The sequence below is a fragment of the Micromonospora haikouensis genome (genome assembly GCF_900091595.1).
Taxonomy (GTDB): Bacteria; Actinomycetota; Actinomycetes; order Mycobacteriales; family Micromonosporaceae; genus Micromonospora; species Micromonospora haikouensis.
In genome coordinates, this window is sequence record NZ_FMCW01000004.1 from 265808 (window position 1) to 286558 (window position 20751).

Consider the following 20751-nt stretch of genomic DNA (forward strand, 5'->3'; position numbering starts at 1 on the left):
GGTGGCCCCGGCGGCGCCACCGGAGCCACCGGGCGGGGGCCCCGGGGCCGCTTCCGGACGCGGACCGGGGCCCCGCACTGGGAGCGCTTCAGTGTCGCAGGTGCCCGAGCTAGCCCGCACAGCGGTCGATCATGAACGTCGAGCACCAGCACTGTCACCACAGGTGGGACACTCGAGCCTACCGTTAACTTCGGCGGAAGAGTCAGTCGCCCGAGATCCAAACGTATCCCCTGGACTTAATCGCCTGATCGAAAATCGCCTTTAGCGTCGATACATCGGCTTCAAGGTCAGGGCGAGGATCGGCCCGCGCATCTAATTCAGCCTTCAGCTGACGCAGCTGGATCGTGTTAAACATCGTGTCGCCATATGGGTGGACGTTCGCCAGGAGCGAGCTATCCCTGCAGCCTTCGATTACCCTCTCAAGGGATTCCCCAGCCGCCGATCCACAATACGTTCGCCTATGAATCTGATCCTCAAGGAAGACTGCTAAGCCCATCGAAGCCAGCCCCTCTTATCCACGCCACAACTAGATCGAACGGAAGTGCCCCCCTGTGCGTAGCCGCAGCTAGGAGCCACTTGCGTCCCCATTCTACGACATGCGCTAGCGAGGAGCAGGGATTGGATGCATGGTGATTACGCCACCATACTTGTCCTGGACGAGGCGGTACCAACTCGTAGGCACCCCACCAGCATTCAACGAGGTGCGGCCAATAACTCTGCCCGCATTTACATCCCGCTCATAAAAGCCACTTGCGTTGGGCCCACGACAAGCACAGCCGTTGGCACGATCGACGAGACCATCCAAATCAACATCAGCGTCGAATATGCTCTTGTCCCGCGTGACCTGCGATCCTCCCGGCATATGCTTGCCCCGAACGTACGCCTCGGAAGCATCATCCAGCATCGCCGGAGCACAGCCGTTCGTGTTGTGCACCAGCACCGGCGTGTCGCCAGCCATCACATGGTACGTGTGGACACCGTCGACGGTGAGGTTGTAAGCAAGAGCCCTGTTCACCGAGTACTGCTTGAGTCCGCCGACCGAGCGGGCCCTGCCGTCAGGGCCGAGCGTCAGGTCACCCCGGTCGAGTTCGTCGGCGCGCTGCCATTCACGGTCCGTGTGGTTCCAGAACGGGTGGTCCTCCGTGGTGGTGACGAGGGCGTCCCCGATCTGAAGGTCGACGAGGTCGTCCTCGTGCACCCATACGTGGGTGACAATGCGAGGACCCTGCTCGCCCGTCTCCGGGTCGGCCGCCGTCACCTCGTCGCCGGCCTGGACCTCCTGGAGCTTCTTGGTGCTGCCGTCGGCCATCAGGACCTCGGTGTCACCACCGAAGCTGCACGCGCCGCCTGACCTGACGCCCCGGCCGCCGGTCCCCTTGCCACCCGCACCCATGCCGGGTATGCCAGGAATCAACCGCTCTTCGCCGGGCAGATTCTCAGCGCCCCACCGGAAATGCTCGTACCAGAAAAGTTCCTCGATCCACTGCTGGCATCCGCCCGGTCTGCCCATCTCGCTGCAGATGTTCATGGCGAGCCGGGCCGTGTCCGCCGTCATCCAGTCCTTGTTGTTGCCCTGGCTCATGGTGGAGAAGAACTCGGCGCGCTGCTCGCGCCAGCGGCGCATGAACTCCTCGAACGGCACGCTCTCCGGCACTTGGATGCCGTAGCCGAGGTCCCTCGGGTGGTTCTCCTTGTTGGGCTTGGAGCTTCCCTTACCGTTCTCCTCGCCCCACGTGACGTTGTCCGTCGAACCGCAGCCGTGCGGGCAGCCCTTGCTCGGGTCGTACCCGTAGCAGTCGAAGTACCTGCAGTCGTCCGGGATCAACCCCGACGGATCGCTGGAGGTGACCGGGGTGTTGTTGGCGTACGAGTAGCCGTTCCACTGCTGCGGGTCGGCCAGGTCCTGGAGCGGGTCGAGCGAGACGAACCGGCCGATCGTCGGGTCGTAGTTGCGGGCGCCGACCTGGGTCAGGCCCGTGTTCGGGTTCAGCGGCTGGTTGAGGAACCCCCGGTTGTCGGGGGCCGTCACCGTCGCGCCGCGCGGCGCGCCGTACGGGGTGTACTGCCGCCAGGTCGGCACCTGCGCGGTGTTGTTGAGGTACAGGCTGGGCGTGCCCTGGTGGTCGGGCAGGACGAAGCCGTACGCGGTGCCGCTGCCCGTCCGGTAGGCCACCGCGCCGCTGGGCAGGGCGTGGTAGCGGATGCCGCTCAGCGCCTGGGTGCCGGTGTTCAGGGTGATCTGCTCGCCGGCCAGGTAGAGCGTGGTGGAGCCCGGGTCCCGCTGGATGAGCAGGTTGCCGTCGGCGTCGTACAGGAACGAGCTGTCCCCGTCCGTGCCGCCGGTCACCGAGGCCAGTTCGCCCGCGTCGTCCCAGGTGAGGGTCTGGGTGCCCTGCCCGGCCTGGCGGGTGGTCATGTTCCCGGCGCTGTCGTACGCGTACGACGTGCTGCCGGTGAGCCCGCCGCTGGTGGTCGTGCCGGTCAGCGTGTGCGGCTGCCCGCCGCCGTTGCCGTCGTACGCGTAGGTGGTGACGGTGTCGGCGCCGCCGGTCGGCGAGTACCGGGTCTCCTTGGTGCGGTTGCCGAGCGGGTCGATCTCCCACTCGGTCCAGTAGGCGCTGGTCGCGCCGATGCCGCTGCCGACCGTCGCGCGGTTGCCGGTCGCCGGTGTCGCGGCGCAGTCGTCGGTCGCGGTCCACGCCTTCGTGAGCCGCCGCAGCGCGTCGTACCGGTAGCACTCGGTCTCGGCGGCGGTGCCCGGCAGGTGGCGGGTGTCGACGTTCTTGACGATGTTCCCGAACAGGTCGTACGCGTAGTCCTGCCTGCCGACGTCGGTGGTCGTGGTCGTGGTCCTGGTGACCTTCTGCTGGAGCAGCCGGCCGTTGTGGTCGTCGTAGGTGTTGACGAGCGACGCGGCGCTCGTCGGGGGACCCTGGACGCCCCGGGTGACGCGGCCCCACGCGTCGTATTCCGTGGAGCTGGCGTAGGTGGCCAGGCCACCTAGGGTGCTGGGCAGGTCGAGGACGCCGCTGTAGCCGTGGATGGCCGTCTCGGCGGGCAGGCCGCCCCGGGTCTGGTAGGTGTCGCCGAGCGGCTTGCCCGTCGAGCTGTGGTAGCTGTGGGTGTAGCCGTAGGTGTTGCCGAGCAGCCCCTCCACCGCCGGAATGACGATCTTCTCGCCGGTCGACGAGCCGAACGCGTTGAAGCCCGTCCACTGGGTCCGGTACTCGGCGCCGTCGCGGAAGGCGATCTTCGTGGTCAGCTTGCCGACCGGGTTGGCCATCGTCGGCTCGGCGGCGTTGTCGTTGTCGTACACCCAGGCGGCGAGCCGGTTGCCGGTCGCCTGCGCGGAGAGGGCGGCGGCGTAGCTGCCGGTCCTGCGATTGATCTTGTCGTACGTGAAGGACGTCGTCCTGCCCCGGGAGTCGGTCGTCTCGACGGTGTTCCCGACGCCGTCGTAGCGCGTCGTGCTGGTGCCGGCGTCCGGGTCGTCCCGGCTCACGACCTGCCCGAGCAGGTTGTGCTGGCGGGTCCAGACGTTGCCGGCCGGGTCGGTCAGGGTGGACTGGTTGCCGCCCGCGTCGTAGCCGTAGCCGGTGGCGACGGTGGTGCCGCCGGTGAGCTGGTAGCTCCCGGTGAACGGGTCGGCCGGGCTGGTCAGGGTCGGTGCCGAGGTGTACTGGAGTTGCTGCTGCGTCCGGCCCATCGGGTCCGTCACCACCGTGGTGGTGGTGCCGCCCGTCGGCGGGACGACCGTCGTCCGGTCCCCGTTGTACACGGTCCGGGTCGCCGACCTGACCACGCCGTCGCGGGCCGCCTCGGCCAGGATCACCCGGCCGAGTCCGTCGTACGTGTTGAAGGTCTGGTTCAGCGCCTTCTTCAGCAGGTTGTCGGCGTACACCGGGGTGGTGTCCGGCGTGGTGGCGGCATCCCACCAGCCGTTGTACGTGGCCCGCACCCAGCCCCGGCTGTCGTAGAACGTGTCGGTGACCATGCGCCCGCCCTGCGGGGTGTCCGCCTGGACCTGCCGCACCCGGTGCAGGGCGTCGTAGATGGTGGTCGTCTTCTGGTAGCCACCGCTGTTGTTCAGCGTCTGGGTGGTGGTCGCCGACGGGCCGGTCTTCGACACCGTGTAGGTGTGCTTGAGGTGGGCCGAGCTGCTGGTGGCCCGGGAGGCGAGCCAGACGGACGTGCGGCGGCCCAGCGCGTCGTACTGCGTGCGGGTCACCACGCTGTTCGCGTCGGTGCTGCTGGTGGTCAGGTTCCGCATCGGCGTGACGACGCTGGTGGTGGCGTGGCCCTCCGCGTTCGTCACGGTCAGGCCGGTGGTGAGTCCGACGGCGTTGTCCGTGTAGGCGACCGTGCTCTTGTGGCCGTTGCCGTCCCAGGTGCCGGTGGCCCGGCCGTACGCGTCGAACTCCGCGCGGTCGGTCGTCTGGTAGGTGTACGCGCCGGAGGCCCAGCCGGACGCCTTGCGGACCATGGTGACGGTGCCCCTGGTGGGCGCGGCGGCCTGCGGGAACGTCGTGGCGAAGGCCGGGTCGTCGTAGTACGTCCGGACATGCGAGACGACCTGCGCAGGCCGGTTGACCGTGGTCGGGGCGGTCAGCGTGTTCACGCTGCCCGGCGACGACGCCGACGGGCCCTGGGCGTAGCCGCCGCAGGCCACCGCCACCGTCTCGGTTTCGCTGGTCAGCCCAACGAGGTTGAGGCCGGTGTTCGGGGCCGCGTACGACGTGGTGGTGCACCGGTCGTAGGCGGCGCTCGCCGGGACCGTGTGGTCGTAGGTGTGCCTCAGCAACCCGAAGGTGGCCGAGCTGGTCGACGCGTCGTACGAGTTGTCGGTCGCGCTGTACCGCCAGGTCGTCGCGCCGCCGGTGGTGACCGCCTGCCGCCGCCAGACCCGCGCGGGCGCGGCGAACGTCGCGGTCAACGGGGACAGTCCGGTACGCGTGCGGGTCGCGGTCGCCTCGGACACCCAGTAGGAGGTGACCGTCGAGCTGTCGACGGGGCCGCCGTCGCCGACGTGGCTGGTGGTCTCCAACTCCCGGCCGGCGAGCTGGTCGACGTCCTCGTGGACGCCGCCGGCGGAGTCGGTGAGGTTGACGACCGTGGTGTTGTTGTTGCGGCTCATGCCGCGGTGGTAGGTCGTCTCGGACAACGTCCGGCGGTCGTTGACCCCGTCGCCGCCACGCACCCTGACCTTGCCGTAGCCGCGGAACTGGCCGTACGTGCGGTACTTGGCCTTGACCACCTCGTTGTCGTCGTAGTGCCACGCGGCGCCGCCGACGTACTCGTAGCTGGTGGACGTGGCAGGGGCCCCGCCGGTGGGGTCCGTGGCGGTGACCCGGGTGACGGCGTACCGGTGGAACCAGTCCCGGATCTGGTCGGTGTACCCGTCGGGGGTCCAGTGGATCGGGTAGCAGGACCTGGTGTTCGCGGCGGGGCTGGTGGTGACGGGGGCGGTGCAGGGCAGCGGCAGCTCGTAGCTGGGTGAGACGACCGAGCCGGTCTCGGTGGTGATCGCCGAGATCCGCTGCCGGTAGAAGCTCGGCAGGCCACCGGTGACGTCGACGCGGTTGGCCAGCTTGATGCCACTGAACGACACCGACGGCAGCGCGACGGGCGCGGTGGATCCGCCGGAGGTGGTGTCGTGCCCGGTGCGGGTGATGGAGGACAGCCAGAGCGTCGGGGACGTGCCGTCACCGGTCGCCGGCATGGTGTGCGCGAGCGCGTACGAGTCGACCTTCTGGTACGTCGAGGTGGCGGTGTCGTACTGCTGGGTCTCGATGGAGGTCAACCGGACGGTGGAGAAGAACGACGGGCTCCACGCCGGGCAGTCGGTGCCGGCGTTGCAGACCAGGTCGAAGGGTACGTCCGGCCAGTTCGCCTTGTTCGCCGAGTTCAGCGGCTGGCAGGTGCCGGCGAGACACCGGTCTCCGGTGGCGAAGACGACCCGGTTCGGCACCGTGCCGTACGCCGAGCCGTCGCGGAAGCCGTAGTCGATCCGGGCGAGGTGGCTGTCCCGGACGTAGCTGACGTCGGTGGCGCCCATGTTGCGGCCGTAGCGGTTGGTGGCCTGGTCGTAGTAGTAGGCCATCGCGTTGCCGTGGACGTCGGTGACGTGGTCGAGGTTCCAGCGGTACGCCATGGTGCAGACCGAGGAGGAGAAGCCGGCCGGGTCGTAGCAGGGGTCGCCCGAGTGCGGGGAGTAGACCGGGACGGTGTCGACCGACTTCGTCTCCGGCTTCCCGGAGCTCCAGCCGGGCAGGCGGTTGCGGCCGAACTCGTAGACGGTGCCGTCGCGCTCGGTGACCCGCCAGTAGTCGGCGTCGTGCGTGCCGCTGCCGTTGCCGGAGTTGGTCACCCGGGTGACCTTGGCCCCGGTGTCGTTCTGGAGCTTCCACACCTGCTTGGTGGCGTCCCAGATCAGGGCGCTCGACGAACCGTTCAGCGCGATCGTCAGGATGGGGCCGGCGTAGCAGCGGTCGTGGGTCTCGACCGGGGAGGGGCTGCCGCCCGGGTCGTCCTTGCAGGAGACGAAGGTCTGCTCGACGTACGACCGCGGCGTCGTCCAGCCGTCGCCGACCCACGACGCCTGGGCGTTGGTCGAGGAGGTCTGCCCGTCGACGGCGCCCGAGTCGTACGACAGGGCCACCTTCGGCACCAGCTTGGAGCGGGTCGGCGGCACCGTCACGGGGTAGGTGTAGCTGAACGAGCCGGTGCTGCCGCCCGCGCTCCAGGACTGGGACGGCGACAGGTCGGTCGCGGCGTAGGTGCCGCCCGCCCCGCCCTCGTCCCCGGCGGTCGCGACCGCCGCCAGCACGGTCGTCGGACCGGCGGCTGTGGTGCCCGCAAGCGGGATCTCGGCCGACACGGTCTCGGCGGTGACGTCGTTGGTGGAGGGCAGCGGCGTCACCGTGCGGCACCCGGCCGCCGCCGGTGTGGTCAGGGCGCATGCGGGCAGGCGCACCAGCCTCAGCCGCGAGCCGTAGTTCCCGCCGTACGCCTCGGCGAAGCCGGCGTAGTCCACGCCGACCCGCACCCTCGCGGGGGCGGCCCCGGGCGAGGGGGTGACCGACAGCAGCATGCCGTCGGCCCCGGCGGCCTCCGCCGTGGCCCGATCCGCGACGCGCACGTCGAGCCGGCGGGGGCCGGCGTGCCGGCCACCCTCGGCGACCGGCTGCGCCCACACGGGCGTCCCCGCCGCCCGCGCCTTCGCCGCCGTTCGTACCCCGGCTGCCGCCGGCACGCTCAGGTCCACCCGCGCTGACGCGGCCTTCGGCCACGCCGTCCGTGACGGGCGATGGGTGGACCTCGCGTCGTCAGGCGGTGACACGAAGCGCGTCGGTAACGGCTTGACGCCGGTGACCGAACGGCCGGGGGACACCGGGGGCAGCTTCGCCTGCCCGCCGTCGTCGAGCGGCCTCGCCGACGCCGGAGCACCGGACAGCACTCCCGCCGCCAACGATGCCGCCACGGCCACCGCGACCAGCCGCCCCGGACCAGCCAACAGGCGTATGCCCCCGTGCCCGGCCATGCGTACCCCACTCCGCGAGAGACAAGTAAAGCCACGCAGAGTGTCCGAACGAGCACTCTCGTGGCGCGAACAATGTTTCATGTTCGCCGGAGCGGAAGGTCACGGCGCGGTAACGATAGGCCGAGATCACTTCGTCCAAATCGGTCGCAGAGAGTCGCAAAAGGACGACCGATGGTGAGATTCGACGTTCCCCGTGAGCAGGTGGGGCTGGTTCACTGTGGCCGCCCACCGGACGCCGCCCGGCGTCCACCGGCAATGGCCACGGGAGGAACCGCTTCATGCTCGCAGCTCACCCACCACGATGGGCCCTTCGAGGGAGGCTCGTCGCTGCCGGCGTCAGCTTCGGCCTCCTGGCCGCCAGCGTCGCCTCGCTGCCCGTCCAGCCGGCCGAGGCGGCACCCTCGACACCCACCGCGAAGCCGGCGCCCGGCCCGCTCGGCGTGGACCGGGCGGTGGCCGAGGCTCGGCGAACGGGCCGACCCGTCGAGGCGACCGCCGCAGGCACCTCCACCTCCACGGTGACCGCCCGACCCGACGGCACGGTCGAGCTGACCCAGACCGCGGTGCCGACCCGAACCCGGGTCGACGGACAGTGGAAGACGCTCGACGCGACCCTGGTCCGCCATTCCGACGGCAGCATCACCCCGGCGGTGACGACGAACCAGGTCCGGCTCTCCCCCGGCGGCACCGGCCCGCTCGCTGAGTTGACCAGCGGCGACCGGGCGCTCTCGCTCACCGCGCCGCTGGCCCTGCCCGCGCCCACGTTGTCCGGGCCCACGGCCACCTACACCGAGGTGCTGCCCGGCGTCGACCTGACCGTACGGGTAACCCCCGAGGGCGGCTTCTCCCACGTCTTCGTCGTCAAGAACCGTCGGGCCGCCGCCAACCCGAGGCTGTCCACCCTCGACCTGAGCACCACCGTCCGGGGTGTCACCCTCACCGCCGACAAGACCGGCAACATCACGGGCCGCGACCGCGCCGGCCACGCCGTCCTCACCGCCCCCGCGCCGACCATGTGGGACTCCACCGCCGGCGCCAACGAGCGAGGGACCGTCGCGTCGAGCGCCTCCGCACCGGGCAGGACCGCGCGGAGCGCTCCCATCGCCGTGCAGGTCACGCCCAGGAAGCTGCGCCTGACTCCCGACAGAGGGCTGCTCACGGCTTCTGCCACGGTCTACCCCGTCTACATCGATCCCACGTTCAACTGGACACCCGTCGGGCCGAAGATGTCCGGCTGGGCCACCATCTCCTACCAGCACCAGTCCACCAACTTCTGGAAGGACACCCCCGACCTCATCGGCCGCATGCAGGTCGGCAACTCCGGCAGCCAACGCTCCCAGACCCTGATCAACTTCCCCGTCCCCTACAGCACCCTCGCCGGGGCCGAGATCTACGACGCCATCTTCAAGATCACCAACACCCGGTCCTGGAACTGCACCGACAAGACCGTCAACATCTACGCCCCCGCGACCACCCTCACCTCCGGCAACGCCACCTGGAACCACTGGGAAGGCGTGTCCAACGGCCCCCTCGCCGCGTCGAAGAGCTTCGCCTACGGCTACAGCGGCTGCGACGCCGCTGCCGTCTCCTTCGACGTCACCAACCAGATCGAGGCCGACGTCACCGCCCAGAGGGCCACCCGCACCCTGCGGATGATCGCCGCCAACGAGGCCAGCGACACCCAGAGCTGGAAAGAATTCGACCAGACCACCCCCACCCTCACCATCCGCTACAACCACAAGCCGAACCAACCGGCCGGGCTGACCACCTCGCCGCCGACGACCTGCGCCGGCACCAGCACGGTCGGCGATGCCTCCGTGTCGCTGTACGCGCCGGTCTCCGACCGCAACGGCGGCACCCTCGGCGTGACCTTCAAGCTGTGGAAGACCGCCGACGCCACCCAGACCGCGCTGGCCTCCTCCAACCCGAACCTGCTCACCTACTCCTCCGGCAGCACCGCGGTGCTCGTCGTACCCGTCTCGACCCTGCGGACCGCAGCCAACGGAGCGAGCACCGGCTTCTCCTGGAAGGTGCAGGCGACGGACTTCGGCATGGCCGGCGACTGGTCGGGGGTCTGCTCGTTCACCTTCGACCCGACCCGGCCGGGAGCGCCCGCGATCCCCGAGATCGCCGACGGGACGACCACCATCGGCGAGTCCTTCACCGTGGACATCGCCAAGGCCGACGGCACCGACCCGAGCGGGTACGTCTACCAGCTCAACGCCGGCCCGCCCTCGGACGTGTCCGCCACCAACGGCGCGGCGACCATCGCCGTCACCCCGACCCGGTTCACCAACACCCTGACCGTCACCAGCGTCTCCGCGGGCGGCAACATCGGTGACAGCAGGAGCGTCACGTTCAACTCCAACCCGGCCACCGTGGCGGCCGACGGCGACCTCAACGGCGACTCCGCCCCGGACCTGGTCACCGTCGGGGCCACCCACGGGCTTCCCCCCGGGCTCTGGCTCGCGCCGGGCGGCAGCGAGCAGCTCGCCGTGGCCGGAACGAACATCGGGGCCCGCGGCAACGGGGTCACGGGCAACAACTCCCCCACGGACTTCGACGGCGCGCAGGTCGTCACCGGTCACTTCACGGGCACCGGCCTCCAGGACGCGCTCGTCTACTACCCCGCGACGGGCAACGGCGGGGTGCTCCGCAACAACGGCGACGGCTCCGTCATCCAGGCGCAGCTCAGTGGCAACCAGTTCAGCATCGCGGGAGACCTGCTCGCCGACGCCGACGGCACGCTGCCGCTCCAACTCGCCAACGCCGGGTACATCCGGGGGGCCGGCACCGGCTACCCGGAGCTGATCGGAATCAGCGGGAACAGCACCGTCGGACACCACCTGACCTACTACTCGAACTTCTACGCCACCGCGCTCTACGCCGACCCGCTCACCATCAGCCAGCCGACGCCGACCGGCGGGGCCGACTGGGACAAGTGGACCATCACCACGGCACAACTGTCCGACAGCACCGTCATGTTCCTGTGGAACCGTACGACCGGCGCCCTGTACCTGTGGACGGATCTGTCCTTCGACGGCGTCAACCAGCTCAGCCACACCTCGTACACGCTGCACGAGAACTGGAACACGGGCGCGGACCTGGGGCTACGGGCCGCCGACATCGACAGCGACGGCACGGCGGACCTGTGGACCGTGGGGGCAGGCGGCGTGACCACGGCCTGGCTGGTCGGCAACCTGGCCGGCGGGCTCGGCACGGTCACCGCCCAGCCGGCGAAGACGCTGGTCACCTCCAACCACAGCTGGCAGCTCAACGACGGCACGGACGGTCCGGTCACCACCGCGAGGGACAGCGCCGGCACGTTGCACGCCACCGCCACGACCGGCGTGTCGTGGAGCAGCGGCGACGCGTTCGACCCGGACGTCGTCCTCAACCCCCCGCCCGCCACCACCACCGGCACGCTCACCGCGTCGTCGGCGGTGAACACCAATGCCGACTTCACGGTCTCCGCCTGGGTCAAGCCGGCCGCCCTCGGTGGGACGGTGCTGTCCCAGAGCGGGACCAACACGGCCCGCTTCCGGCTCTGGACCAACGCGGGCGACGCGTCGTGGCGCTTCACCATGGCCCGCACCGACGTCGCGAGCCCGGTCCTCGACACGGCGACCAGCGCCCCGGGCACCGCCCGCGTCGGCGTCTGGACACACGTCATGGCGAGCTGGAACAAGACCACCGGCGCGATGACCCTGTACGTCAGCGGGGTGAACGCCGGACGGGCCACGCACACCACCGGCTGGACCGCCGCCGGGCTGTTCCGGATGGGCAGCCACCGCACCAGCGCCACCACGCACGGTGGCTGGTTCAGTGGCGAGCTGGCCCACGTCCAGACGTGGGACCGGATCTGGACCGTGGAGGTCGACACCCGCAGCAGCGGTGAGGTCGCGTCGGTCGCGTCGGCGACCGGAGCGGTGCTCGCCTACCGGCGCGGGGCCGACGGCTGGATCTGGGGCAGCGGGCAGGGCAGCGTCGGTGGCGCGTTCGGGCCCTGGGTGCGCATCGGCGACCGCAGCGGCTTCGTCGGCTCGCCGACGGCGCTGAAGGCGGCCAACGGCACCGTCGTGCTCTACGCGCGCGGCGTCGACAACCAGATGTACGGGGTGGGCCAGCCGTCCGTGGGCGCGGCCTTCACCACCTGGCGGGCCATCGGCACCGGCCAGCCGCCGGCCGGCTTCGCGAGCGACCCCAGCGCCGTGCTCACCACGAGCAACACCATCGCCCTGTACGCCCGTGCCGCCGACGGCTGGATCTGGGGCACCGCCCAGCCGGCCGTGGGGAGCACGTTCGGGCCCTGGGTACGCATCGGCGCGGGCGGCGCGGGCGTCACCGGCCGGCCGACGGTCACGAAGGCCGCCAACGGCGCGATCGTCATCTACGCGCGGGCCGGCGACAAGAAGATGCACGGGGTGTCCCAGCCGTCCCCCGGTGCCGCGTTCGGCACCTGGGTGACGGTCGGCACGGGCGGGCCGACCGGCGGGTTCACCGGCGATCCGACCACGCTGCTCGGCGCGAACGGCACGCTCGTGCTCTACGCCGTCGGCGCGGACGGCAAGCTCTACGGCGCGGGCCAGCCCTCGGCCGGGGCCGCGTTCGGCGCGTGGGGGGTCATGGGCACGGGTCAGCCGACCTTCGTCGGCGACCCGGCGGCGTTGCGTACCAGCAACGACAGGTTCGTCCTGTACGGACGCGGCACCGACGGCAAGTTCTGGGGCACGCAGCAGTCGGCTGTCGGCGGCAGTTTCGGTGCCTGGAGCATCATGAGTTCCGGCCAGCCGGCGGACGGTTTCGACAGCGACCCGACCGCCGTGCTCAACGGCAACAACGCGATCACCCTGCTGGGACGCGGCACCGACGGCCGGATCTACAAGACCGACCAGTCGTCCCCCGGGGCCGCGTTCGTCACCTGGGCGGAGATTCCCTGACCGACGGTGGTGTCGCGTCCGCCCACGTCGTGGGTGGACGCGACACCACTGCGGGGCCGGTCAGCCGACCGCCGTCCGGGCGTACGCGACGCACTCGTCGTGCAGGCCCGCCCACGGCTCGCCGAACGCCTCCCCGGACGCCTCCTCCGCGGTCCGCCGGTCGTGCACGACCGCCTTGAAGAAGGCGAGCACCCGCTGCTCGCCGAACCGGTCGACGAGGTGCCGTACGGCCAGGTAGCCGACGCCGTAGCTGCCGCCGACGCGCCGGGCGGACGCGTCCTCGGCCGGGGTGAGGTCGTCGAGCCGGCCGGTCCAGCCGCCGCCCGGCGCCAGCAGCTCGCGCACCTCGGCGAGCCCCTCGTAGCGACCGACCGGTGTTCCGCCGACGCCCGCGTACTCGGCGAGCCCCTCCACCAGCCACCACGTCTCCCGCCCCGGGTACCCGCGCTCGGGCAGGGAGGCGGCGTGCGTCAGTTCGTGCCGGAGCAGGTCGTCGGCGCCGGTGGCGGAGAGCCCGTCGGCGTTGAGGACCACCTCGTGGTGGCCGCCGCCGACGGTGACGGCGTACCCGCCGGTCCATGCCGGGCGGCCGCCGCCGTACCAGCTCAGCCACTCCGCCTTGCCGGCGTAGAAGACGCGGTACCGGTCGGGCGGCGGGCCGGCGACCGCGTACGCGTCGGCGGTCCGCGCCGCGGCCTCGGCCTGGCGGAGGAGGCCGGGAAGCTTCCCGCGCAGCGCCGGGGTGGTGGCCACGACCGTACGCGGGCCCACCGCCACGACCAGGTCGCTCACCTCCCACGGCCGGGTGCCGGTCTCGGCGGACCGGGACTCCTCCATGGCGACCAGCCGGACCTGCCCGCCGGAGTCCCGCCACCGGGTGCCGACGAGCACGGGGCTCGGCCGGCAGCCGGGCACCACGAAGCAGTACTGGAAGCGCACCACGATCCGCCACTCGTCGGGCCGCCCGGCCACGGTGGTGGGTAGGCCGGTCTGCTCGGGCCGCCAGACGGTGACCCGCAGGGCGCGCAGGGCGGCGTACCGGCGGGCCAGGGCGGGGTGGGCGGCGGGCTCGGCGATGGCGAGGAAGCCGGCCCGGTCGCCGCCGAGCAGGGCGGCGGCCTGGCGGTCGAGCTGGCCGGAGATCCGCTCGCCGAGCTGCCGGGCGGCCTCGACAGCGGGGTCGGCGGGCACGGTGGGCCCGAGGCGGCCGATCGTCGGCCGGTCCGCCGCCTCGTGCAGCACGCCGGCCAGCAGCACGGTCGGCAGGCCGCAGGTGAGCAGCACCAGCACCACGCCGAGCGCGGCCCACAGCGGCCAGGGCCGACGCCGTCGTGGTTGGTCCCACCGGTGCATGCCGTCCAAGCCGTCGGTCACCCGGCGAAGGGTACGACCTCCGGGGCGGATCGGGCGAACGCGCCACGGGCCGCCCGGGGCCGCCGACCGTCGAGCAGTCAGTCCGATGGTGCGGTGAGCGCCAGCAGGACCCGGTCGAGCAACCAGAGGCCGACCAGCACCGCGGCGGGCACCGGACGGCCGGCGAGAAGCAGCAGGAGCCCGCCGGTGACGAACCAGGCGGCCTGGAAGGCGAGCTTCGCCGGGCCGGGCAGCGGCACGGCGGCCTTCTGCGCGCCGAAGACCCCCCAGGCGGCGGCGAGGAGCACCGGCGCGCCGATCCCGGCGGCGGTCCGGACCGCCCAGCCCGCGTCCAGGGTGAAGCCCCACCAGCCGCCGGCGACGAGCACGGCGAGTTCGAGCAGGAAGATCAGGGCCAGGGCGAGCAGGTACACCGGTCAGTCCTTCCTGGGCCAGGAGCGGAACGCCATGTCCAGCCCGGCGACGAGCTGGTCGTACGAGCGATCGAGGTCACGCGGCAGCCCGAAGCCGCCGGCGGCCTCCAGGGCGAGGAAGCCGTGCAGGGCGCTGCGGAGCACCCGGGTGGCGTCGACGGCGTCGTCGCCGTCGAGGCCGTACCCCCGCAGGATGGCGTAGATCGCGCCGACGGCCCGCCCGGCGGCGGCGACGTGGTCGGGGTCACCGGCGTCGGGCGCGCGTTGCGCGGCGACGTAGCGCCCGGGGTGCCGGCGGGCGTAGTCGCGGTAGGCGGCGGCGACGGCGCGCAGGGCGTCTTCGCCCGCGCGGCCGGCGGCGGCCGAGGTGAGCGCGTCGGCCAGCTCGGCGGTGGCCAGCGCGGCGAGCTTGCGGGTCAGCGCGTCGGCGCCCTTGACGTGCTTGTAGAGGCTGGGCAGGGCGACGCCGAGCCGACCGGCGAGGGCGGCGAGGGTGAGCTGGTCGAGGCCGACCTCGTCGGCGAGCCGGGCGGCTTCGCGCACGACGATCTGCTGGTTGAGCCCGGCCCTAGGCACGGGCGGTGGCCTTGAGGAAGGCGACGAGCTGCGCGGCGGTCTCGGCCGGCCGGTCGGCGTGCGGGTAGTGACCGGAGTCGTCGATCATGCGGGCCTCGGCGGTGGTGAAGAGCCGGCGGGCGGCGCGGGCCTCGGCGCCGGGGTCGGGAAAGTCGGGGTCCTTCGTGCCCATCAGCACGAGGACCGGCTGGCGCACCTCGGGGGCCCGGGTGGTCCAGTGCGGCTCGGCCGGGGCCGCGACCCCGCGCATCGCCGCCATCCGGCCGGGTTCGCGCAGGTTGGCCACCATCGCCTTGCGGTACGCGGCGTAGTCCGCCGGCCGGCCGCTGGGGAAGAGGCTGCGGTGGAACATGCCGAACAGCCGGGGGCTGCGCAGCACCGCCGCCACGGCCAGCCGCAGGACCGGGTTCAGCTTCCGCTCGGTGACGAAGGCGCCGACCTGGACGATCGCGCCGACCAGGTCGGGGGCGTCGGCGGCGGCGAAGACCACGGCGGCGCCGCTGGAGGAGTTGCCGACCAGCGTGGCGGGGCCGCCGCCGAGGGCGCGGACGACGGCCAGCAGGTCGCCGCCGACCTCGGCCGGGGCGTACGTCGGCCAGCCGGCGCTGGACCGGCCGTGCCCGCGTACGTCCACCGACGCCACCCGGTAGCCGGCGTCGACCAGCAGCGGGACCAGGTGGCGGTAGGCCGCCCGGTTCTCCCCCATGCCGTGCGCGAGGACCACCAGCGGGCCCGCCCCGTGCACCTCGTAGGCGATCCGCCCACCGTCCCGCTCCACGTAGCTAACAGTCATAGCCTGAAAGCTAACTCGATTAGCCAATCGCGTCAAGCGCTTGGCGCCCGGTCCGCTCGGACGGGTGAGTTCATTCCCCCGCTGGGGTCACTTCTTCGACATCAGGGCCCGGCCGAAGAAGGCCAGGTTCGCGGGACGTTCGGCGAGGCGGCGCATGAGGTAGCCGTACCAGTCGGTGCCGTACGGCAGGTAGGTGCGCACGGTGTAGCCGTCGCCGACGAGCCGGGCCTGCTCCTCCGGCCGGATGCCGTAGAGCATCTGGAACTCGAACCGCTCCGGCCCCCGGTCGAACCAGCGCGCCCGGTCCTCGCCGATGGCGATCAGGCGCGGGTCGTGGGTGGCCAGCATCGGGAACCCGTCGCCGGACATCAGGATGTTGAGGCACCGCACGTACGACTTGTCCACCTCGCGGGCCGCCTGGTAAGCCACCGACTCCGGCTCCCGGTACGCGCCCTTGCACAGCCGCACCCGGGAGCCGGCGTACGCCAGCTCGCGGCAGTCCGACTCGGTCCGCCGCAGGTACGCCTGGAGGACCGCCCCCGTCGCCGGGAAGTCCTTGCGGAGCCGGGCCAGCGTGTCCAGCGTCGAGTCGGTGGTGGTGTGGTCCTCCATGTCCAGGGTGACCGTGGTGCCCGCCTCGTCCGCCGCGGCGCAGATCGCCCGCGCGTTGTCGTACGCGAGCCGCTCGTCGAAGCGCTGGCCGAGCGCGGAGAGCTTCACGCTGACCTCGGCGGCCGGGGTGAGCCCGGCGGCGGAGAGCAGACCCAGCAGCTTCAGGTACTCGTCTCGGGTGGCGGTGGCCTGCTCTGCGGTGACGGTGTCCTCGCCGAGGTTGTCGAGGGTGACCGCGAGGCCCTCGGCGACGAGTTCGCGGGTCGCGCGCAACGCGTCGTCGGTGCCGGCGCCGGCGACGAACCGGCGGACGACGTCCCGGGTGAACGGGGCCGTCGCAACGAGCCGCTCGACCTGGGATGACCGGGAGGCGGCAAGGATGACGGAACGGAGCATGAGCTGAGCGTAACGCCAGCGGGCACCACCCCGCCGGGCGGCGGCCCCGCCGGCGCAGCCCCGGGACGGGTGACGTGGCGCGGATCAGCTACAACGATGCCGTGGAACAACGCCCCCGACGCCGGCTCCGGTCGGCCACCGTGCAGCTCGGCGCGCTGACCGCCCTCGCGCTCACCATCTCCGGCTGCAACATGTCCTCCGGCGACGACGATGACGACGACTGCGCGCTCGGGCCGGTCGGCGGCGGGACGACCGTGGCGCTGGCGATGCACGTGCCCGCCACCGGCACCGCCGTCACCACCGACGCCGGGCGCGGCGACCCCCGGGCGGGTGCCGCCGCGGCGGTGCCGGAGCGCGGCGGCTTCGGCACCCATCTCGCCTCCTGCGGCGGCTGACGTGCGGCGCGAGGCGGCCACCCCGCGCGCCGACTGGGACGCCACGGTCCGCTCGCAGGGCCTCGTCTACATCGACACGGAGCTGCCCGACGGCGGGATCGTGTCGTACTGGGACGAGACCGCCGCGTACGTCTTCGGGCTGGAGGAGGTGCTCCGGCTGGAGGAGGCGACCGCCGAGCTGCACCGGATGTGCGTCGCCGCCGCCGAGCACGTGGTGGCCCGGGGCCGGTACGCCGAGTTCGGCATCCCCGGGTGGGCGGCCGAGGCGGTGGCCCGTTCGCTGCGCGAGAAGCCGCCGAGCCTCTACGGCCGGTTCGACCTCTGCTACGACGGCAGCTGGCCGCCGAAGCTGCTGGAATACAACGCCGACACCCCCACCTCGCTGGTCGAGGCGAGCATCGTGCAGTGGTTCTGGCTGGAGGAGACGCGCCCGGCGGCGGACCAGTGGAACAGCCTGCACGAGCGCCTCGTCGCGGCGTGGGCGCGCATCGGCGCGGGCCTGCACGACGACCGGGTGCACGTGGTGTGGTCCAACGAGGAGGAGTCGGGCGAGGACCAGATCACGGCCGGCTACCTCGCCGAGACCGCCCGGCAGGCGGGGCTGAAGGCGGAGCTGCTGCCGATCCAGGACATCGGCTGGGACGGCCGGCGCTTCGTCGACGCCGCCGACGGTCCGGTCACCACCTGCTTCAAGCTCTACCCGTGGGAGTGGATGCTCGCCGAGCCGTACGGGCCGCTGGCCCTGGAGCCGGGCACCCCGACGACCTGGATCGAGCCGGCCTGGAAGCTGCTGCTGTCCAACAAGGCGCTGCTCGCCGTGCTGTGGGAGCTGTTCCCCGGGCACGAGTACCTCCTCCCCGCGTACCTCGACTCGCCGCGGCAGATGACCGAGTACGTGGCGAAGCCGCTGCTCGGCCGCGAGGGCGGGTCGGTGCGGATCGTCACGCCCGCCGGGGAGGTCAGCAATCCCAGCGACTACGGCGACGAGGGCTTCTGCTACCAGGAGTTCCGGGCCCTGCCGAGCTTCGACGGCAACCACGTGGTGCTGGGCAGCTGGATCGTCGACGGCGAGCCGGCCGGCGCGGGCCTGCGGGAGAGCACCAGCCTCATCACCGACAACTACGCCCGGTTCCTGCCGCACTACATCGACACGCCGCGCCTGACGTGAGTCGTCTACCGTTGGGGTGTGAACTTCGACGCGTACGCCCGGACCGGGGTTGACCTCGTCAACGCCCGGCTGGACGACCTCGACGACCTGCGGGCCCTCTTCCCCGACGAGAACGCGTGGATGCGCGACGAGGTCGCGGACCGGGACCTGGCGATCTTCCGGCGGGCGCAGAAGCGGCTGCGGGACGTCTTCGACTACGGCACCTCGGGGCGCGACATCGAGGCGGTCGCCGAGCTGAACGCGCTGCTGGAGGCGTACCCGGTGCAGCCGCGCATCTCCGGCCACGACTCCAGCGACTGGCACATGCACGTCACCAGCCGGGGCGCGTCGGTGAGCGCGGAATACCTGGCCGGCGCGGTGTGGGGCCTGTCGGTGTGGCTCTGCCAGTACGGCAGCGCCCGGTTCGGGGTCTGCGCCGACGAGCGCTGCGGCAACGTCTACCTGGACACCTCGTCGAACTGCTGCCGGCGGTTCTGCTCGGAGCGCTGCGCCACCCGGTCGCACGTGGCCGCGCACCGGGCCCGCAAGCGGGCGGCGATCGGCGAGCAGCAGGTCACCGCCCCGACCGAGGCGCTGGCCCCGGCCCGCTGACCGGGTCGGGTCGACCCGGGCGCCGGGCCGGCCGGGCAGCGAGCGCGGGCTCAGGCGTCGACGGGGGACGGCGCGGTCAGGTTGGCGCGGGCGAACTCCAGGGCCTCGCGCAGGTCGGCCTCGCGGACGGCGCGGCTCTTCGCGCCCCGCGTGGTGACCTCGACGGCCACCGAGCCGGTGAAGCCGCGCCCGGCCAGGGAGCGCAGCAGCTCGCCGCAGGGCTGGCCGCCGCGCCCCGGCACCAGGTGCTCGTCGCGCCCCTCGCCGGTGCCGTCGCCGAGGTGCACGTGGGCGAGGCTCGACCCCATCCGGTCGGCCATGGCCAGGGCGTCGGTGTGCGAGGCCGCGCAGTGCGACAGGTCGAGGGTGTACGACGGGTAGCCGGTCTCGGTCGGATCCCACCCGGGGGCGTACGGGACGAACTGCCGGCCGGCCATCCGCACCGGGTACATGTTCTCCACGGCGAAGCGCAGCCCGGTGAACCGCCCGGCGACCTCGTCCAGCCCGTCGGCGAAGGTGCGGGCGTAGTCGCGCTGCCAGGTGAACGGCGGGTGCACCACGACGGTGGGCGCCTCCAGGGTGTCGGCCAGCTCGGCGGCGCGGCGCAGCCGCTCCCACGGGTCGGGGCTCCACACCCGCTGGGTGACCAGCAGGCAGGGGGCGTGGACGGAGAGCACCGGCACGCCGTAGTGCGCGGCGAGGCCGCGCAGCGCGCCGGCGTCCTGGCTGACGGCGTCGGTCCAGACCATGACCTCGATGCCGTCGTATCCGAGTGCCGCGGCCAGCTGGAACGCCGCCGCGGTCCGCTCAGGGAACACCGAGGACGTGGACAGGAGCACCGGGACGCGGGAAGTCACAGCTGCCAGCGTAGCCCGGCCCACGTTGCGGCATCGTGACGAGTAATCGCAAATCGCCCGTAGCGCCGCAACGGGCCTCCGGGACGTCACGGCAGGTCACCGGGCGTTCAGCGTTCGGTGAGCCGGTCGAGCTGGCGCAGGATGACCCCCTCCCGCAGCGCCCACGGGCAGATGTCCAACGCGGGCACGTCGAGCCGGCGCAGCACCGCCTCGGCCACCACCGCCCCGGCCAGCAGCTGGTGCGCCCGGCCGACGCTCACCCCCTCCAGCTCGCTCAGGTGGCGCGGCGGGATGTGCCGGACGAAGCCGAGCACCTGCCGCAGCCCGTCCCGGGTCAGGCTGCGCCGGGCCCACAGGCCGGCGCCGGAGGGGGCCGCCCCGGCCAGCCGGGCCAGGGTGCGGAACGTCTTCGAGGTGGCCACGGGGCGTTCCCAGCCCACCTCGGCCATCTTCTCCACCACCGGGTCGAGCAGCCCGTCGACGTACTCCCGCAGTTCCGCCACGGCCCCGGCCGGCGGCGGCTCCGCGCCGTCGGGGTCGATGCGCAGCCGCTCCCGGGTCAGCCGGCCCGCACCGAGCGGCAGGGAGACCGCGACGTCCGGGTCCTCGTCGATGCCGGCGGCGATCTCCAGGGACCCGCCGCCGATGTCCAGGGCGAGCAGCCGGCCCGCCGACCAGCCGAACCACCGCCGGACCGCGAGGAACGTCATCCGCGCCTCGTCCGCGCCGGAGAGCACCTCCAGCCGTACGCCGGTGGCCTCGCGCACCCGCGCCAGCACCTCGGCCGCGTTGGTGGCGTCGCGCACCGCGGAGGTGGCGAAGGCCAGCAGGTCGTCGCTGCCCAGCCGGGTGGCCGAGGCGCGGGCCGCGTCGACCGCCCGGACCAGCCCGTCCGCGCCGGCCTCGGTGAGCGCCCCGTCCGGGCCGATCTGCTCGGCGAGCCGGAGCACCACCTTCTCCGAGTGCGCCGGCCACGGGTGCGCGCCGTGGTGGGCGTCGACCACCAGCAGGTGCACCGTGTTGGAACCGACGTCGAGGACTCCCAGTCGCATGCCGAAGACACTAGGGCCTGCCCGGATCGGTGGCTCGCCGGTGC

General features: G+C 72.3%; 12 protein-coding genes. 4 read left to right on the top strand and 8 right to left on the bottom strand.

All coding sequences use genetic code 11. The annotated features are described in order from the left end of the window. Nucleotides 1-601: 601 nt before the first annotated feature. The gene (locus GA0070558_RS06145) at nt 602-7264 is read right to left on the bottom strand and encodes an RHS repeat-associated core domain-containing protein (RefSeq protein ID WP_176734113.1); all 6663 of its coding nucleotides are present in this window, start codon (nt 7262-7264) and stop codon (nt 602-604) included. Nucleotides 7265-7818: 554 nt separating this feature from the next. Here GA0070558_RS06145 and GA0070558_RS06150 point away from each other — a divergent pair. Beyond that, on the top strand, nt 7819-12480 hold the full coding sequence (locus tag GA0070558_RS06150; RefSeq protein ID WP_141722170.1) for a LamG-like jellyroll fold domain-containing protein: 4662 nt from the start codon (nt 7819-7821) through the stop codon (nt 12478-12480). Nucleotides 12481-12540: 60 nt separating this feature from the next. Here GA0070558_RS06150 and GA0070558_RS06155 read toward each other — a convergent pair whose 3' ends face one another. The 5 genes from GA0070558_RS06155 to GA0070558_RS06175 form a co-directional block, all read right to left on the bottom strand. Then, a complete protein-coding gene (locus tag GA0070558_RS06155; RefSeq protein WP_256091781.1) occupies nt 12541-13854 on the bottom strand; it encodes a hypothetical protein in 1314 nt (437 codons plus the stop codon). Between the two features lie 77 nt (nt 13855-13931). Beyond that, nucleotides 13932-14267, bottom strand: coding sequence for a YrdB family protein (locus tag GA0070558_RS06160; protein WP_091276680.1), 336 nt, complete (start codon nt 14265-14267; stop codon nt 13932-13934). Nucleotides 14268-14270: 3 nt separating this feature from the next. Next, nucleotides 14271-14843, bottom strand: coding sequence for a TetR/AcrR family transcriptional regulator (locus GA0070558_RS06165; RefSeq protein WP_091276683.1), 573 nt, complete (start codon nt 14841-14843; stop codon nt 14271-14273). After that, nucleotides 14836-15636 carry an alpha/beta fold hydrolase gene (locus tag GA0070558_RS06170; protein ID WP_091276685.1) on the bottom strand — a complete coding sequence of 267 codons (801 nt, stop codon included), beginning with the start codon at nt 15634-15636 and terminating at the stop codon, nt 14836-14838. The genes GA0070558_RS06165 and GA0070558_RS06170 overlap by 8 nt, the downstream gene beginning before the upstream one ends. 87 nt (nt 15637-15723) lie before the next feature. Continuing rightward, a complete protein-coding gene (locus tag GA0070558_RS06175) occupies nt 15724-16644 on the bottom strand; it encodes a proline dehydrogenase family protein (RefSeq protein WP_043965299.1) in 921 nt (306 codons plus the stop codon). Nucleotides 16645-16745: 101 nt separating this feature from the next. Between GA0070558_RS06175 and GA0070558_RS06180 the strand changes: the two genes are divergently transcribed. The 3 genes from GA0070558_RS06180 to GA0070558_RS06190 are packed head-to-tail and all read left to right on the top strand — an operon-like array spanning nt 16746 to nt 18798. Continuing rightward, nucleotides 16746-17039, top strand: a complete 294-nt coding sequence (locus tag GA0070558_RS06180) for a hypothetical protein (protein WP_228986921.1) — start codon at nt 16746-16748, stop codon at nt 17037-17039. 1 nt (nt 17040) lies between these two features. Continuing rightward, nucleotides 17041-18207, top strand: coding sequence for a glutathionylspermidine synthase family protein (locus GA0070558_RS06185; RefSeq protein ID WP_091276688.1), 1167 nt, complete (start codon nt 17041-17043; stop codon nt 18205-18207). Between the two features lie 18 nt (nt 18208-18225). After that, nucleotides 18226-18798, top strand: a complete 573-nt coding sequence (locus tag GA0070558_RS06190; protein WP_091276691.1) for a CGNR zinc finger domain-containing protein — start codon at nt 18226-18228, stop codon at nt 18796-18798. A 50-nt stretch (nt 18799-18848) separates the two neighbouring features. Here GA0070558_RS06190 and GA0070558_RS06195 read toward each other — a convergent pair whose 3' ends face one another. Together GA0070558_RS06195 and GA0070558_RS06200 are read right to left on the bottom strand one after the other, a co-directional pair. Then, the gene (locus GA0070558_RS06195) at nt 18849-19655 is read right to left on the bottom strand and encodes a sugar phosphate isomerase/epimerase family protein (RefSeq protein WP_176734114.1); all 807 of its coding nucleotides are present in this window, start codon (nt 19653-19655) and stop codon (nt 18849-18851) included. A 107-nt stretch (nt 19656-19762) separates the two neighbouring features. After that, nucleotides 19763-20707 carry a Ppx/GppA phosphatase family protein gene (locus GA0070558_RS06200; RefSeq protein WP_077938188.1) on the bottom strand — a complete coding sequence of 315 codons (945 nt, stop codon included), beginning with the start codon at nt 20705-20707 and terminating at the stop codon, nt 19763-19765. Between the last annotated feature and the right edge of the window lie 44 nt (nt 20708-20751).